This window comes from Streptomyces sp. NPDC005374 (assembly GCF_042872225.1).
Classification (GTDB): domain Bacteria; phylum Actinomycetota; class Actinomycetes; order Streptomycetales; family Streptomycetaceae; genus Streptomyces.
This window is the reverse complement of record NZ_JBIAKA010000012.1, coordinates 141,701-156,810: the sequence shown is the minus strand read 5'-3', so window position 1 is coordinate 156,810 and position 15,110 is coordinate 141,701. Positions and strand designations below refer to the sequence as shown.

The window sequence follows — 15,110 nt, the reverse complement described above, 5'->3', positions numbered from 1 at the left end:
CTCCTTCGGGGGGCTGCCGCGCACATTACTGGACGGTACAGGCAGGTCCGACGGGGGCCTGCCCACGCCCTGAAGGCCTTACCGGGAACGGCGGTTGTGGGTGCCCGGGGTATGGCGGAAGGAGTGGTGGGCGACGGTCGTGACGGGGACGTGGTCGGCGAGCACGGGGTGCGGCGGGCGTACGTACTGACCGTGTTCGCCCTGTCCGGCGGTGTGTCTGTTCATCGCCCCGCCCGGTGGGCACGGTGAGTGGGCTGCCCGCGCTGGGCGGCCCGCTGCTACGGCAACTGCGCGAACCTGCGTCCACGGGGCCGGCGCGGGCGCCCCGCATCACGGCGGGGTGAGCCTCCGCGGTCTCGGGGGCGTGTCCGGCATCGGCCTGGAACGGCCCCGGCCCGTGTCGGTCTCAAGCGGTCCCGGCCGGTGTCGGTTCCTCGCTGTCGTCGTCGATGGAGTACGAGAGGAAGTCGTCGACCATGCGGTGGAAAAGGCCGGCGAGCTGCCGCAGCTCCTCGGGCGACCAGTCGGACAGGGCCAGCTGCATGCCCCGGGCGCCGGCGTCACGGATGCGGTCGATGGCCTGCTGACCGGTCCCGGTGAGCTGGATGCGCTGGGCGCGCCGGTCGTCGGGATCGGGGACGCGGGTGACGTAGCCCGACTTCTGGAGCTGCTGGACGGTGCGGGTGACGTGGGAGGCCTCCACCCCCAGCCGGTTGGCCAGTTCCCCCGGACGCATCGGCTCGGTGTCGGCGACCTGCCGGAGCAGGGCCACGGCGGCACGGTCCAGCGGCACCTCGGCCAACGACATCAGCCGGTCGTGCTGCCGGGCGCGGGTGCTCAGGTAGGTGACGCGAGTGAGCGCCCGCTCGATCTCGATGACTTCCGGGGACGCGGGGACGTCGGGGAGCGGCTGTGAGGACATACTCACCAGTTTACCATCTTGTTGCGTAACTCAAGTAATCTACGGCGGAGGTTTAGCGCGAGTACTGCGAACGTACGACAACCGGCCGCCGCCCACGGTCACGGAAGGGGGCGCCGACAGCCGTGACTGCCGACGCCCCCTTCCAGCCGCTCAGGCCTCGGTCGCCGGATTTCCGGTCCGCACGGTCTCCCGCCAGGCCGCTCCCGTCACGATGGCCTGCCGCCACCGGCGCATCATCTTGGGCGGCATGCCCACCGCGAGGGCGCCACTGACCCGGTCCCCCGTGCGGTACGCGGCAACGAACCGGCGTTCGTTCAAGTCGCCTTCCATGACGGCGACTTCGTCGTGTCCGCGCAGGAACCCGTAGGCCTGGACCTTCATGTCGTACTGGTCGGACCAGAAATACGGGACCGGCGCGAACGGCTTCCGCGCCTCCGGAGCGGCGAGCAGGTTACGGGCGGCGGCCATGCCCTGCTCGGCCGCGTTGGTGCGGTGCTCGATCCGCATCGACGTGCCGAACAGCGGGTTGTACCAGCGGGCCACGTCGCCGGCCGCGTACACGTTCCTCGCGGCCTCGCAGTACTCGTCGCACACCACCCCGTCGCCCACCGCGAGCCCGCTGCCGCCGAGCCACTCGGTGTTGGGCAGCGAGGCGACGGCCACGAGCACCTCGTCCGCCTCGACCTCCTCTCCGTCGGCGAGCCGGACACCGTCCTCGGTCACCTCCGTCACAGTGACTCCGCAGCGCAGCTCGACGCCCCGGTCCGCATGCGCCCGGGCCAGCATCTGCCCGACCTCGGCGCCGACCGCGTGTGCCAGCGGTACGGCGGCGGGTTCGAGGAGAGTCACCCGCGCACCCAGACTCCGGGCCACCGCCGCGGCCTCCGCGCCGAGGAACCCGGCGCCCACCACGACCAGACGGCGGCCCGGCGTCAACCGCTCCCGGAGCATGAGGGCGTCGTCGAGGGTGCGCAGTACGTGAGCGCCCTCCCCGGGCAGCCTGCGCGGCCGTACGCCGGTGGCGATGACGAGTCCGTCGTAGGGCACCTCGGAGTCGTCGGCCAGCCGGACGGTGCGGGCGACGAGGTCGAGGCCCGTCGCCGCGATGCCGAGCCGCAGGTCGAGGTCGAGCGCGGCCAGGTCGGCCGGGGCGCGCAGGGCGAGCCGGCCGGGCTGCCACTCCGCGGCCAGGACCTGCTTGGACAACGGGGGACGGTCGTAGGGAGGTTCGGGCTCGTCGCCGACGAGGGTGATGCTCCCGTCGTACCCCTCGCGGCGCAGGGTCTCGGCCGCCGCGAGCCCGGCGGCCGAGGCTCCGACGACGGCGATCCGCCTCACTGCCGGACCAGCCGGATGGCGGCGGCCGGACAGACCGCGACGGCCTCCTTCACGTCGTCGAGCCGGTCGTCGCCGACCTCCTGCGCCAGGAGGACCGCGATGCCGTCGTCGTCCTGGTCGAACACGTCCATGGCGGCGACCACGCACTGCCCCGAGGCGACGCACTTGTCGGCCTCCAGTTCCACCTTCATGGGATTCCCCTCAGTTCTCTCGTGGTTGTCGTTCGTGCGCGGGACGGAGAGCCGTCACCAGGCGACCGGCAGTTCGTGGATGCCGTAGATGAACGCGTCGTGCTTGAACTTCACGTCCTCGAGGGCGCAGGCGAGCTTCAGGGTGGGGATGCGCCGGTAGAGGGTGCCGTAGACGACCTGGAGTTCCATGCGGGCGAGGGGCTGGCCCAGGCACTGGTGGGCGCCGAAGCCGAACGCGACATGGCGGCGGGCGTCGCGGGTGATGTCGAGGCGGTCGGGGTCGTCGAAGACCCGGGGGTCGCGGTTGCCGATCTCGTTGACCATGATGACGCCCTCTCCGGCCTTGATGACCTGCCCGGCGATCTCGATGTCCTCGGTGACCGCGCGCCTGCGTCCCTGGTGGGTGATGTGGAGGTAGCGCAGCAGTTCCTCGACCGCCGAGGCGACCAGCGCGGGGTCGTCCGTCTCGCGCAACAGGGCCAGCTGGTCGGGGTGTTCGAGGAGGGCGGCGGTGCCGAGCGCGATCATGTTCGCGGTGGTCTCGTGTCCCGCGATCAGCAGGAGCAGCGCCATCTCCGTGGCCTGCCCGTGCGTCAGCTCGCCCGCGGCGACGCGTCCGGCGATGCCGGTGAGCAGGTCGTCCCTGGGCTCGGTGAGCCGCTCGGCGAGCTGACCCGCGAGGTAGCCGGCGATCTCCCGGGTGGCCGTACCGCGCTCCTGTGGCGTCGCGGTCGTGCGGACCATCGTCTTGGTGTTCTCCTGGAACAGCTCGTGATCGTCGTAGGGCACGCCGAGCAGTTCGCAGATCACCAGCGAGGGCAGGGGGAGGGCGAACGCCTCGACGAGGTCGGCCGGTTGGGGGCCGGCCAGCAGGTCGTCGATCAGTCCGTCCACGATCCGCTGCACGGCGGGCCTGAGGGCCTCGATCTTCCTGATGGCGAAGGGTGCCGTCACCATCCGGCGCAGCCGGGCGTGTTCGGGGTCGTCCATCATGATGAAGCTCAGCTTGCCCTCCCCGGCCACGGAGTCGGCCTTGGCCGGATAGCCGGGGCGGTCGGTGTCGGCGCTGACCCGGGGGTCGCCCAGGATCGCCCGCTGCTCGGCGTAGCGGGTCACGAGCCAGGGCTCGGTGCCGTCCCACAGGCGGACCTTCGCCAAGGGCCCTTTCTCCTGGAGCTCCTTGAGGGCGGGCGGCGGGTCGAAGGGGCAGCGGGGGGCGCGGGACATGGGGAACTCGGGGGCGGTGCGCGTCACGTCGTGCGCGGGGCCGGCCGGGGTGACGGCCATGGTTCTCCTCGGTGGTGGGGGCTCCGCCGGGCTGGGCGGAACGCCGGGGCGAAGTGGTCGAGGCCTCGATGAGCACATGCGAACAGACGGGCCTGACGCCACCCCGCCAACAACCTGACGGGAAGCTGACGTGACTCACATCACTTCGCCATCAACTTTCCTGAACGGTGAAGGAGTTGAGGATGTCCCGCAGCGGCATGACCGCCGCCGCGGAGATTTCGGCCCCGTTTGCAGCGAACGTCAGGCCCCGGCGTCGGCACGCCCCAGCCAGTAGCCGAAGCCGCGGCGGGTGTGGATGAGTTCGGGAGCGTCCCGGTCCACCTTGCGTCGAAGCCGGGAGACGAGTTGTTCGATCGCGTTGTCGCCGCGGTGGTCGCCCCAGACGTACCGGCCGATCTGTTCCTTGGACAGCACCCGGTGGGCGTTGACGAGGAGATGTCGCAGGAGCCGGTATTCGGCGGGTGTCAGATCGAGGGCGCGCGGTCCGCGCCGGGCCTCGCACAGGCTGTCGTCCAGGACGAGTTCGCGGTAGCTCAGCGCGCCGCCCCGGGCGGCTCCGGCGCCCGTGCCGCGCAGCAGGACCTGCACCCTGGCCAGGAGATCGGCGACCCGGAAGGGCTTGGTGACGTAGTCCCGCTCCCCCAGGCCGAGTTCGGGCACGATCAGGTCCAGGGACCCGTACTCGACCAGCAGGAGGACGGGCGGGCGGCGGGCCAGGGTCGGCCGGGTGCGGCCCAGTTCCGCCACGTCCGGCAGCGTCACGTCGACGACCGCCAGGTCGAACCGTTCACGGCTAAGCCGCGCCAGGCCGTCGGCGGCGGTGGCTGCCGCGACGACCCGGTACCCCGCCAACTCCAGCGTGGTGCAGAGCAGTTCGGCGACATCCGAGTCGCCCGCGACGATCAGGAGACGCTGACCGGCACCGCGGGCGAGTGCCGGCCTCTCGCTGGAGCTGCCGTACATGGGCCAAGACCGTTCGTGGGGGGGCACGCTCCCCCCACCCTAGCGTCTCCTTGCGTAACTCAAGTAACAACCTTCGCGGGGTCCCACGGGAGCCGTCATCGGGTGGTCGTGACCGGGGCCGTCCACATGGCGACCACGACGTCACCGAGACCGGTGGCGGCGTCGCGCCAGCTGGCTCGGGGGGTCGGGGTGTTCTCGGCGAGGGCGCGTTCGCGGTCGGCGGCCATGTGCACGATCAGATGGCGGGCCATCTCGGCCCGCTCGGCACGGACGTCGGCGGGCAGTTCGGGCAGACACCGGTGCAGACCGTCCACGATCTGCTGGAGCGACGGCGAGGCCATGGACTCCTCGACCATGATCTGCTGGAGCACCGGGTCGGTCATGACCTGTGCGCAGAACCTGGCGAACCAGGTGGGGCTGCCCAGCGCGGCGAGATGTTCGGGCACCGGCCGCACCAGACAGTCCACCCAGTCGCGTACGTCCGTGGAGGCGCCGACCCTCCCCAGCAGCCGGGCGCGGATCTCCTCGATGCGGACGTGGTGCTTGCGGGCGATCGCCCGGACCAGGTCGGCCTTGGTGCCGAAGTGGTAGCCGACCGCGGCGTTGTTGCCCTGTCCCGCGGCCTCGCTGACCTGCCGGTTGGACACCGCGAGGACGCCGCGTTCGGCGAAGAGCCGCTCCGCCGCGGTCAGGATCAGCTCCCGGGTCGCGCCGACCTGCTCCTCGCGTACCGTCCTGCCCGCCATGCTCACCACCGCACCGGGACTTCACGGAGCCCTCCGACGGCCAGCCCCTCGAGCCGCCTGAGGTCCGCCGGCGGTGCGGCGAGTTCCAGTGTCGGAAGCCTACGCAAGAGCACGTCGAGGACGGTGCGCAGCACCGCTCGGGCGAGCGCCTGGCCCAGGCAGGACCGGGCTCCGGCGCCGAACGCGAGATGGGGGTTGGGGCTGCGGTCGAGCTCCATCTCCTCGGCGGCCTCGAAAGCGGTCTCGTCGCGGTTGGCGGCGGCCGCGTCGCACAGCACGGTGGTGCCCGGCGGCAGCAGGGTGCCCGCGATCTCGGCCGCCTCGGCGAGGTAGCGCGGCACGCCGAGTCCGGGGTCGGCGTCGTAACGGAGCACCTCCTCGACCGCGCTCGGCACCAGGGAGCGGTCCGCGAGGAGCCGTTCCCAGCGGCGCCGGTCGGCGAGCAGCAGGGCGACCATCTTCGCGAGGACGTTCATGGTGGTCTCGTGTCCGGCGACGAGGAGGGCCTGGCCGGTGAAGACGAGTTCCCGCTCGGAGAGGCGTCGGCCGTCGGTGTCCCGTGCCGTCACGAGCGCGCCGAGCAGATCGTCGGTGGGCTCTGCCTGCCGGGCGTGGACCTGGGCTCCCAGATAGTCGACGAACTCGTCCTGGGCGCACTCGTACTCCTCCTCGGTGCAACGGGTGAGGTTGAGGAGCACGTCGGACCAGCGGGCGAAGCGGTCGCGGTCGCCGGCCGGGACGCCGAGCAGATCGCACATCACCCACACGGGAAGCGGGAAGGCCAGGTGTGCCCGCAGGTCCGCGGGGTGGCCGTACTCCACCATGGCGTCGACGAGCCGCCCGGCCCGCGCCTCGATCCGGGGCGTCAGGGCGGCCACCCGCTCGGCGGTGAGCCACTGCCCGACCAGGCGCCGCCACCGCCGGTGGGCGGCGCCCCCGTCCGGGATGGCCGCCGCCATGTCGCTGCCGAAGACCCCGCCGGACTCGTGGTCCGCGATCCGTGCCGCGTCCCGCGCGGTCAGGCGGCGGGTGAACCGATGGTCGGCGAGCACCTGCCGGACGTCCTCGTAGCGGGTCAGCAGGGCCGCCTCGTCACCGCTCGGCAGGGTCACGCGCGCGACGGGACAGCGCTGCCGCAGTGCCGTCCACTCCTCGGGGGGTTCCAGGACCGGCTCCCGGCGCAGTGGATAGGCCAGTGACGGTTGGCGCTCGCTCCAGGACATGGGTCCTCCTCGGCTCCGGCGATCGCTGTACGGACAGGACAGCCGGGGCCAGTAAGCTAAGTCAAGCACCTGACTTAACTTCGGCCGAGTTCCCGGCCGCCTGCCCTGTCCTGTCCTGCCCTGGAGGCTCCTTCATGTCCGACGCTCCCGCCGGATCCGCCGACGCGGGCCCTGTGGTCCCGCCGCGGCCCAACGCCGTGGTGGCGGTGCTGGCCTTCGCCGGAATCGTCGTGGCGCTGATGCAGACCCTGGTCATCCCGATCGTGCCGGAACTGCCCAAGCTGCTCGACGCCCCTGCCTCGGACACCGCCTGGGCGGTGACCGCCACGCTGCTCGCGGCGGCCGTGGCCACCCCGGTCGTCGGACGGCTCGGCGACATGTTCGGCAAGCGCCGGATGCTGCTGGTCAGCGTGGTGATGCTGGTGGCCGGCTCGGTCGCCTGCGCACTCAGCGACGCCCTGGTCCCGATGATCGTCGGCCGCGCCCTCCAGGGCCTGTCCTCCGGTGTCATCCCGCTCGGCATCAGCATCATGCGCGACGAACTGCCCGCGGAGCGCCTGGCCGGGGCCACCGCGCTGATGAGCGCCTCCCTCGGCGTCGGCGGCGCCCTGGGCCTGCCGACGGCAGCGCTGATCGCGGACAACTTCGACTGGCACTTCCTGTTCTGGAGCTCGGCCGCCATGGGCGTGGTGGCTCTCGTGCTCGTCCTGGCGTTCGTGCCGGAGTCCCGGGTGCGCACCGGCGGCCGCTTCGACGCGGTCGGCGCGGTCGGAATGGCAGTGGGCCTGATCTCGCTCCTGCTGGCCGTCTCCAAGGGCGCCGACTGGGGCTGGACCAGCGGCACCACGCTCGGCCTGTTCGCCGCGGCCGTGATCGTCCTGCTGGCCTGGGGCTTCTTCGAACTGCGCACCACCCAGCCGCTGGTGGACCTGCGCACCACCGCACGCCGCCAGGTGCTGTTCACCAACCTCGCGTCGATCGCGATCGGTTTCTCGATGTTCGCGATGTCGCTGGTCCTGCCGCAGCTGCTCCAGTTGCCCACGCAGACCGGCTACGGCCTGGGCCGGTCCCTGCTGACCGCCGGCCTGGTGATGGCTCCCTCGGGTCTGGTGATGATGGCCCTGGCCCCGGTCTCCGCCGTGGTCTCCAAGGCCAAGGGTCCGAAGGTGACGCTGATGATCGGCGCCCTGATCGTGGCCTGCGGTTACGGCATCAACATCGTGCTGATGTCCCAGGTGTGGCACCTGGTGCTGGTCTCCTGCGTGATCGGTGCCGGCATCGGTTTCACGTACGGTTCGATGCCCGCGCTCATCATGGGCGCCGTGCCCGCCTCGGAGACGGCGGCCGCGAACAGCCTCAACACCCTGATGCGGTCCATCGGTACGTCCTGCGCGAGCGCCGTGGCCGGTGTGGTCCTGGCCCACATGACCATCGACCTCGGCGGCTACGCGCTGCCGTCCGAGAACGCCTTCAAGACCGTCATGGCGATCGGCGCGGGTGCGGCGCTCCTCGCCTTCGCCCTCGCCTCCTTCATCCCGCGTCCGCGCGCCGCGGTCCCGGCGGCGGCCTCGGCGCCGGCCGCCGCGGAGACGTCGGCCGGGACGCCCTCCGGACGCTGACGTTCACCGCCTGACGACCGCCGGCCTGCGGTCGTCAGGCGCTTGTGTCCTGCCCAGGGAGGACACGGTTCCTGGCGCGTACTGCGATCTCAGTAGCGCGCTTGTCGGCCGAGGTACGACGACGGGCGGGAGCGGTCCGGGGAGACTGGGAGCCGTCAGGACCGTCGACGTGGGCCGTGACGTTCACTCGCCGGACGGTCCGCGGCGGCCGTGCCGGCGGGCGTCGGCCACCATGGTTCCAAGGACTAGACCGGAGAGCCGATGAGCCTTGCGTCGCGGCGGGGCGCGGCGTCCCGGCATCGACCCGCCGGACGTGGCGGGTCGCCCCGGCTCCCCCTGTCCCCCGCCGTCACGGAACGCCAAGAACGGACCCCATGACCATCCGCGTACTGCTCGCCGACGACCAGGCCCTGCTGCGGGCCACCTTCCGGATCCTCATCGACTCGTGCGACGACATGGAAGTGGTCGCGGAGGCCACTGACGGCGCTGCGGCGGTCGATCTGGCGCGCATTCACCGCCCCGACGTGATCCTGATGGACATCCGCATGCCGGGGACCGACGGTCTGGCCGCCACGTCCGTGATCTGCGCGGATCCCGAGCTGTCCGACACGCGCGTGCTGATCCTGACCACGTTCGAGATCGACGAGTACGTGGCACAGGCGCTGCGGGCCGGGGCCAGCGGGTTCCTCGGCAAGGACGTCACCGCCGAGGCCCTGCTCGACGGCATCCGGACGGTGGCGGCCGGTGATTCCCTGCTCTCCGCCGGGGCCACCCGCACCCTGATCACCCGCTTCCTCTCGGCCCCGGGGCTGGGCACCCGGCTGGCGGCCGCCGACGACCTGACCGGCCTCACCACCCGGGAACGCGAGGTGATGGCCTGGGTGGCCGAGGGCCACTCCAACGAGGGGATCGCGGAGAAGCTCTTCGTCAGTCCCCTGACGGTCCGTACCCACGTCCACCGTGCGATGACGAAGCTGGGCGCCCGCGACCGCGCCCAACTCGTCGTCATGGCCTACCAGTCGGGACTGGTGCAGGCGCTGCCGCCCGAGGAGCGCTGATCCCTGAGCTTCTCCGGCCCCTCGGACATCGACGACGCCATGTCGTTCCCTGGGACCGACGACGTCCCGGCGCTCGCAGGCTTCTACGCACGGTCGGCAACGCAAGGGGTCCGGGCCCTCAAACCGCCCGCCACCCGGCCCGCCTCCCGGAGCCCGGTCCTCTCACCGTCGCGTGGTCGTCGCCGCACGGCAGCTCCTCGGACGGCGCCCGTTCAGGGGAACCCGGCGCGCGGCGCGCGTGACGGTCGGTGCTCGCGTCGACAACTCACCCGTGACCCTTCCGTTGATCCCGCCCATGCTGGCCACGCCCGGCACCCTGCCACCCGCCTCCCAGGACGCGCGGTGGGCGTACGAGACCAAGCAGGACGGCCAGCGGGTGGTGATCTGCCTCGCCGGGGACGGAAGTGTGGTGCTGCGTGCCCGGTCGGGAGAGGAGATCACCGGCGCCTATCCCGAACTGCGGCCGCTGGGCGGCTCCCTCGGCACCACGCCGGCCGTGCTCGACGGGGAGATCCTGGCCCTTGACGAACAGGGGCGCGCCGACTTCCAGTTGCTGCAGCCGCGGATGCAGCTGGCCCACGCTCCCGGACGGGCGGCACGCCGGGCAGCCGAGGCCCCCGTCCATCTCGTGCTGTTCGACGTGATGCACCTGGGGCGGCGATCCCTCCTCTCCCTCCCCTACGTACAGCGGCGCGCCCTGCTGGAGGGGCTGAACCTGACCGGACCTCACTGGTCGACGCCCGCCGCCCTCGTCGGTCATGGCGAGCAGGCCCTGCGTGCCACGCGTGAGCACGGAATGGAGGGCCTGGTGTGCAAGCGGCTGGACTCGGTGTACGAGCCGGGCGTGCGTTCGCGGGCCTGGATCAAGATTCGCCACATGCGCAGCGAGGACGTCATCGTGGGCGGCTGGCTGCTCGGCAAGGGTCGGCTCACGGGACTTCCGGGCGCTGTGCTGGTGGGACAGCGGGCCGGAGGCCGGCTGTCGTACGTCGGCAATGTGGGCACCGGCTGGAGCGAGCCGGAGCGAGCCGAACTCGCCGCGCTGCTGGCCGCCGCGGCGACTGACGTGTGCCCCTTCGATCCCGTGCCGTCGGTCCCCGGTGCCCGGTGGGTGCTGCCCCGGCTCGTCGGCGAGGTCCGCTACAGCACCCGCACCCGGGCGGGGTTGCTGCGGCAGCCGTCCTGGCTGCGGCTACGACCGGATCTCGCGCCCGAGGAATCCGCGGCCGACCTCCCGGACGCACCACCATGATCCGACATGATCCAAATATTGGTCGGTCCTTAACCGGAGCGACGCGTTCAACCTCTTGGCGCGGACATGAAAAGCCGGGAAGCTGAACTCCCCAGTAACCCCCAGCCGTTCGGCTGCGCCCGGTCCCGAGGAGGACGCAGTGTCGTCACCGTCGATGAAGTCGATGAAGAAGCACCGCACCAGGTGGATCACCGGCCTTGCGGGTGCCGCAGCGCTCGTTCTCGCCTTCCCCGCCGCGGCGTTCGCCGCCCCGCCGGCAGCGCTGCCCAGTAACGCCGAGAGTGCCGAGTACACCTACCAGCCGGCCTTCGACTACGACACGGACGGCTGCTACTCGTCGCCCGCCATCGGCCCCGACGGCACCATCAACGGCGGTCTCAACCCGACGGGTTCGCTCAGCGGCGACTGCCACGACCTCTCGGACCTGAACAACACCAACACGTACTCGCGCTACAAGTGCAACAACGGCTGGTGCGCGTACATGTACGGCCTGTACTTCGAGAAGGACCAGGCCGTGGCGAACAGCAGCATCGGCGGGCACCGGCACGACTGGGAGCACGTCGTGATCTGGGTGCAGAACGGCACGATCCAGTACGTGTCCACGTCCAACCACGGCTCGTTCACGGTGAGCGCGGCCTCCGGTGTCCGCTTCGACGGCACGCACGCGAAGATCGTCTACCACAAGGACGGCATCAGCACGCACTGCTTCCGCCTGGCCAACTCGGGCGACGAGCCGCCGGAGAACGCCAAGGGCACCTGGCAGTACCCGCCGCTGGTCGGCTGGAACGGCTACCCGTCGACGGCTCTCCGGGACAAGCTGAGCGCGTACGACTTCGGCAGCGCCAACTTCGGCCTCAAGGACGCCAACTTCGCGGCACACCTGACGTCGGCGAAGCCGTCGGGGATCACGTTCGACCCCAACGCCTGACCCTGGTGCACGATCGGGCGCGGGACCTAGGACCCGCGTACTCGCGGTCTCCACCCCGCGCCCGATCCGGGCCCGCCGGGCCGCCGCTTAGCGTCTCCGGCATGGAGACCAGCGGCACCACCCACACCGGCGGGCACCTCGAAGAAGCCCTGGAACGCGTCCACGCCTCAGGACCGGAACGAGAGGGCTGGCTGAGCAACCACGCCCCCATGGTCGTCGAGGCGCTCGCCGCGCACGGACAAGCCGGCTCGGTGCACCGGTGGCTGGACCTCTACCGGGACAGACTGGAGGACTTCCCCGCCCGCACGGCGCCCGTCACGGACGCCAACTGGCCCTCGGCGCTGGGCGATCCGCGCCGGATCACGGACTGGACCGACCATTTCTCCCGCACCCTCGCCGAGCGCCCCTGGAAGGACGTCCTCGCCGAATGGTGGCCACGTCTGCTGCCGGGGCTGTACGGCGGTGCCACCCACACGGTCATCCGGGTGGGCCACGCCGTCCGCGCCGTGGCGGCCGAGGAGAACGCGCCCCGGGTCACCGAACTCGCGCACGCTCTGGGCTACTGGGCTGCACGGCACCAGCCGGTGACCGGCCTCGTGGCACTGCCGGGTGCGGTGTCCGCGAGCGCCGCCCTGGACGCGGTACCCGCGATCGGGCCGGGGCACCTGGGATTCCGGAACCGCCTGGACGCCGTACGCGGACTGCCCGTGTGGGCGGATCAGGTCACCGACCCGGACACCGCCAAGGAGCGGCTCATCGAACTCGTCCGCGCCGCGACCCACCGCTACGCCACCCACGGCCACGGCGAGCCCACCATGCTCGTCCACGCGGCGACGGCCCCCAACGCGGTACTGCGGGCGCTGGATTCGCTCCCCCGCGACCAGTGGATACCCAGCCTGCACGCGGCCTGGACGGCGTCGGCGGCGGTCACGGCGATGTACGCGCCCACGGAAGCGTTCGCCTACATCCCGTCCGCCCGCATGGCGCCGGAAGAGGTGGTGGAGCGGGCCCTCGCCCATGGCGACGAACACGTCATCAAACTGACCGACACGGCCCTGGACGTGGGCGACGAGCAGGCCCTCGCCGCCGCCCTCCGATCCATCGAGCTCAGCGAACCGCTCGCCTAGCCGGGTCCGGTCGCGCCACCGGTCACCACGGCGTCGCCCAACGGTGTCCGCCCGTACAGCACGTGGAGGCCCTGTCGCCGCGAGCCGAGCAGACCCGCCTCGCGCAGGGCCGAGAGATGGGCGGAGACGGTTGACGGGGCGAGGCCGTGACGGCGGGCCAGGTCGGTGGTCGAGGCCGGGGCATCGAGCCCGGCCAGGACCGCGGCGCGCTGCCGCCCCAGCAGACGGGCGAGCGGTTTCGGCGAGTGCGGCGCCCCGCCGGTGTGCAGAGCGCCCATGCCGCGGGCGGGATAGATGACCGTCGGTTGCCAGGGCCGGGCGAACCCACTCACCACGTCCGGCCAGACGAACACACTCGGCATGAGCAACACCCCTCGTCCGTCGGCCGGTTGCACCTCCGTCGGATCACCGCGCAGCGGAAGTGTGAGGGCCCCGGCGGTCCAGTCGACGTCCGGATGCAGTCCGGCGAACAGCGCGTCGAGTCCGGCGTCCGCGACCTGCCGGGAACGGTGGGCGATGTCGGCCTCCAGGACGGCACGATGACGTGCCCAGTCCGGTGCGACCAGCACCTGCCAGGCCTGTTCGGTGAGGTCTGCGAGCCGCCGTACGGCCGCGCCCGGGTCGTCCAGGGCGGCCCGGCCCTGCGGTGACCCGGCGAGCCCCGGTGTGCAGGCGAGTGAACGGGTCATCTCCGCGTGGGCCAGGGCGGGGTCGGTGGCGCGCACGCGGTCCAGTTCGTCCTCGAAGCAGGGGTACGGCTCCTCGGGCGGCGGTCCCAGGAAGTCGGGGGTGTAGCCGCCGACCGGCGGGATGAACAGCCACAACGGGGTGAGGTCCAGCCCTGCCACGGTGGACGCCGCGCGGCGCAGCCAGGCCCGGTGGTAGCCGTGCCTGGCGGACCGGCGCAGCATGCGCAGCGCTTCATGGGTCTGGCACAGCGGGGAGACGGCGAACCGGCATCGCCTGAGGTCCTCGTTCCCCAGCCGCAGGGTCAACGGCAACGCGGTCACCCTCCCCGAGCGCGGCAGCGGTGAGTGATTCGTCCTGGACCGAAAGAGTAGAGCCGGGCGCATCGGCGCAGCACGATTGCCGTCCCTCTCCCCCCGTCCCCGGAAGGCACTTGGATGGGCAGCACAGGTCCGGCCCCCTGGCGCAGAGCCGTCATCGTCGCGGCGCTGATGCTGGCGGCGTTCACCTTCAACACCACCGAAAACCTACCGGTGGGCCTCCTGTCCCTCATGGCGGGCGATCTGCGCGTCTCGCTCACGGCGGTGGGCGCACTGGTCAGCGGCTACGGCCTGACGGTGGCCGTCGGTTCGATGCCCCTGGCACACGTCACCCGGTCCGTGCCGCGCCGGTACCTGATGACCGGCCTGCTCACGGTGCTCGCGGTGGCGTGCTGGATCTCCTCGCTCGCCGCCGTGTCGTACGGCCTGTTGCTGGCCGCCCGGGTGGCGACCGCGCTGGCGCAGGCGCTGTTCTGGGCCGTGATGGGGCCGGTGGCCGTCGGACTGTTCCGGCCCGAGCGGCGGGGCCGGATCATCGGACTGCTCTCGGTCGGGGGTTCGCTGGCGACGGTCGCCGGAGTACCGGCCGGGACATGGCTGGGCGGTCACGGTGGCTGGCGGGTGCCGTTCGCGGTGCTCGGAGCGCTCGCCGTCGCGTCCCTGCTCGCGGTCGCCGCCTTCCTCCCCACCTCCCCTCCGCGGGAGAGCCACGCGGCGTACGGCGCCTCCCCCGACCGGCGCCGGTTCGCGGTCGTACTCACCACCACGGCACTGACAGTGACGGGGGCGTTCACCGGGTTCACGTACCTCGTCGCCTTCCTGGACGACGTGAGCGGCTTCGGCCGGGACGGGATGAGCGCCGTGCTGCTGGCGTTCGGGGCGGCCTCGCTCGCCGGGGTCGCGGTGGCGGGACCCCTGCTGGACAGGTATCCGCGGGCCACGCTGACCGTACCGGTGGCGGGGCAGGCGGTGGCCCTGGCCGGGCTGTACGCGGGTGGCGGCAGCCGGGTCGCCACCGTCGTACTGCTCATGCTGCTGGGGGCCTCGGTGGCACCGACGTTCATGGCGACGCAGAGTCAGGTACTGCACGTCGCCCCGGGGCGCACCGAGACGGCCCTCGCGGCCAACTCGGCGGCGTTCAACGTGGGGGTGGCCGCCGGCGCTGTCCTCGGTGGTGCGCTGCTGCCCCTGACCGGGACGCGCGGCACGTTCCTGGTCGGCGCGCTGCTCACCGCGGGGGCACTCGCGGTGCTGGTGTGGCCGTTCACCGCCGTACCGCCGCCGCGGCCCTCCGAAGCGGTGGACGCTTCGGAACCCGGCGTCCGATGAGTGACGTTCCCCGAGTCGGGTGCGCCGCCCTCCCCGAAGTCGCCGAAAGGCGCCTCACCATCTACCCCTTAGTCCCTGAGCGTCAAACACGGACCCTCCGCAGGGTCTATCGTGTCCCGC

The 15,110-nt window shown here is 71.9% G+C and carries 15 protein-coding genes; 6 read left to right on the top strand and 9 right to left on the bottom strand.

Translation table 11 applies throughout. The features are described 5' to 3' along the window. Nucleotides 1–78: 78 nt before the first annotated feature. The 8 genes from ACFYRX_RS29465 to ACFYRX_RS29430 form a co-directional block, all read right to left on the bottom strand. On the bottom strand, nt 79–225 hold the full coding sequence (locus tag ACFYRX_RS29465) for a hypothetical protein (protein WP_389105918.1): 147 nt from the start codon (nt 223–225) through the stop codon (nt 79–81). A 181-nt stretch (nt 226–406) separates the two neighbouring features. Next, nucleotides 407–922 carry a MarR family winged helix-turn-helix transcriptional regulator gene (locus tag ACFYRX_RS29460; RefSeq protein WP_389105916.1) on the bottom strand — a complete coding sequence of 172 codons (516 nt, stop codon included), beginning with the start codon at nt 920–922 and terminating at the stop codon, nt 407–409. A 150-nt stretch (nt 923–1,072) separates the two neighbouring features. Further along, nucleotides 1,073–2,260 (bottom strand): NAD(P)/FAD-dependent oxidoreductase, encoded by a 1,188-nt coding sequence (locus tag ACFYRX_RS29455; RefSeq protein WP_389105913.1) that lies wholly within the window; start codon nt 2,258–2,260, stop codon nt 1,073–1,075. Continuing rightward, complete coding sequence (locus ACFYRX_RS29450; protein ID WP_389105910.1) at nt 2,257–2,451, bottom strand: ferredoxin; 195 nt, start codon at nt 2,449–2,451, stop codon at nt 2,257–2,259. Before ACFYRX_RS29450 ends, ACFYRX_RS29455 begins: the two co-directional genes overlap by 4 nt. A 54-nt stretch (nt 2,452–2,505) precedes the next feature. Next, entirely contained in the window at nt 2,506–3,738 is a 1,233-nt protein-coding gene (locus ACFYRX_RS29445) for a cytochrome P450 (protein ID WP_389105907.1), read from the bottom strand. Between the two features lie 240 nt (nt 3,739–3,978). Continuing rightward, a complete protein-coding gene (locus tag ACFYRX_RS29440) occupies nt 3,979–4,701 on the bottom strand; it encodes a response regulator transcription factor (RefSeq protein WP_389105904.1) in 723 nt (240 codons plus the stop codon). Between the two features lie 95 nt (nt 4,702–4,796). Further along, complete coding sequence (locus ACFYRX_RS29435) at nt 4,797–5,447, bottom strand: TetR/AcrR family transcriptional regulator (protein ID WP_389105902.1); 651 nt, start codon at nt 5,445–5,447, stop codon at nt 4,797–4,799. Nucleotides 5,448–5,449: 2 nt separating this feature from the next. Next, nucleotides 5,450–6,670: a cytochrome P450 gene (locus ACFYRX_RS29430; protein ID WP_389105899.1), complete on the bottom strand. Its 1,221-nt coding sequence runs from the start codon at nt 6,668–6,670 to the stop codon at nt 5,450–5,452. 134 nt (nt 6,671–6,804) lie between these two features. Here ACFYRX_RS29430 and ACFYRX_RS29425 point away from each other — a divergent pair, with 134 nt between their 5' ends. The 5 genes from ACFYRX_RS29425 to ACFYRX_RS29405 all read left to right on the top strand — a co-directional run bounded on the left by ACFYRX_RS29425 (nt 6,805) and on the right by ACFYRX_RS29405 (nt 12,654). Beyond that, complete coding sequence (locus ACFYRX_RS29425) at nt 6,805–8,289, top strand: MFS transporter (RefSeq protein ID WP_389105897.1); 1,485 nt, start codon at nt 6,805–6,807, stop codon at nt 8,287–8,289. Between the two features lie 374 nt (nt 8,290–8,663). Next, on the top strand, nt 8,664–9,347 hold the full coding sequence (locus tag ACFYRX_RS29420) for a response regulator (protein ID WP_389105895.1): 684 nt from the start codon (nt 8,664–8,666) through the stop codon (nt 9,345–9,347). A 271-nt stretch (nt 9,348–9,618) separates the two neighbouring features. Next, entirely contained in the window at nt 9,619–10,599 is a 981-nt protein-coding gene (locus ACFYRX_RS29415) for an ATP-dependent DNA ligase (RefSeq protein WP_389105892.1), read from the top strand. 154 nt (nt 10,600–10,753) lie between these two features. Next, entirely contained in the window at nt 10,754–11,527 is a 774-nt protein-coding gene (locus ACFYRX_RS29410) for an NPP1 family protein (RefSeq protein WP_389106275.1), read from the top strand. A gap of 101 nt (nt 11,528–11,628) precedes the next feature. After that, the gene (locus ACFYRX_RS29405; RefSeq protein WP_389105889.1) at nt 11,629–12,654 is read left to right on the top strand and encodes a questin oxidase family protein; all 1,026 of its coding nucleotides are present in this window, start codon (nt 11,629–11,631) and stop codon (nt 12,652–12,654) included. Here the strand turns inward: ACFYRX_RS29405 and ACFYRX_RS29400 are convergent. Beyond that, on the bottom strand, nt 12,651–13,655 hold the full coding sequence (locus tag ACFYRX_RS29400) for a DUF5937 family protein (RefSeq protein WP_389105887.1): 1,005 nt from the start codon (nt 13,653–13,655) through the stop codon (nt 12,651–12,653). The genes ACFYRX_RS29405 and ACFYRX_RS29400 overlap by 4 nt on opposite strands. A 123-nt stretch (nt 13,656–13,778) precedes the next feature. On the opposite strand from ACFYRX_RS29400, the gene ACFYRX_RS29395 reads away from it, so the two are divergent. After that, nucleotides 13,779–14,990: an MFS transporter gene (locus tag ACFYRX_RS29395; protein WP_389105885.1), complete on the top strand. Its 1,212-nt coding sequence runs from the start codon at nt 13,779–13,781 to the stop codon at nt 14,988–14,990. The last annotated feature ends 120 nt before the right edge of the window (nt 14,991–15,110 follow it).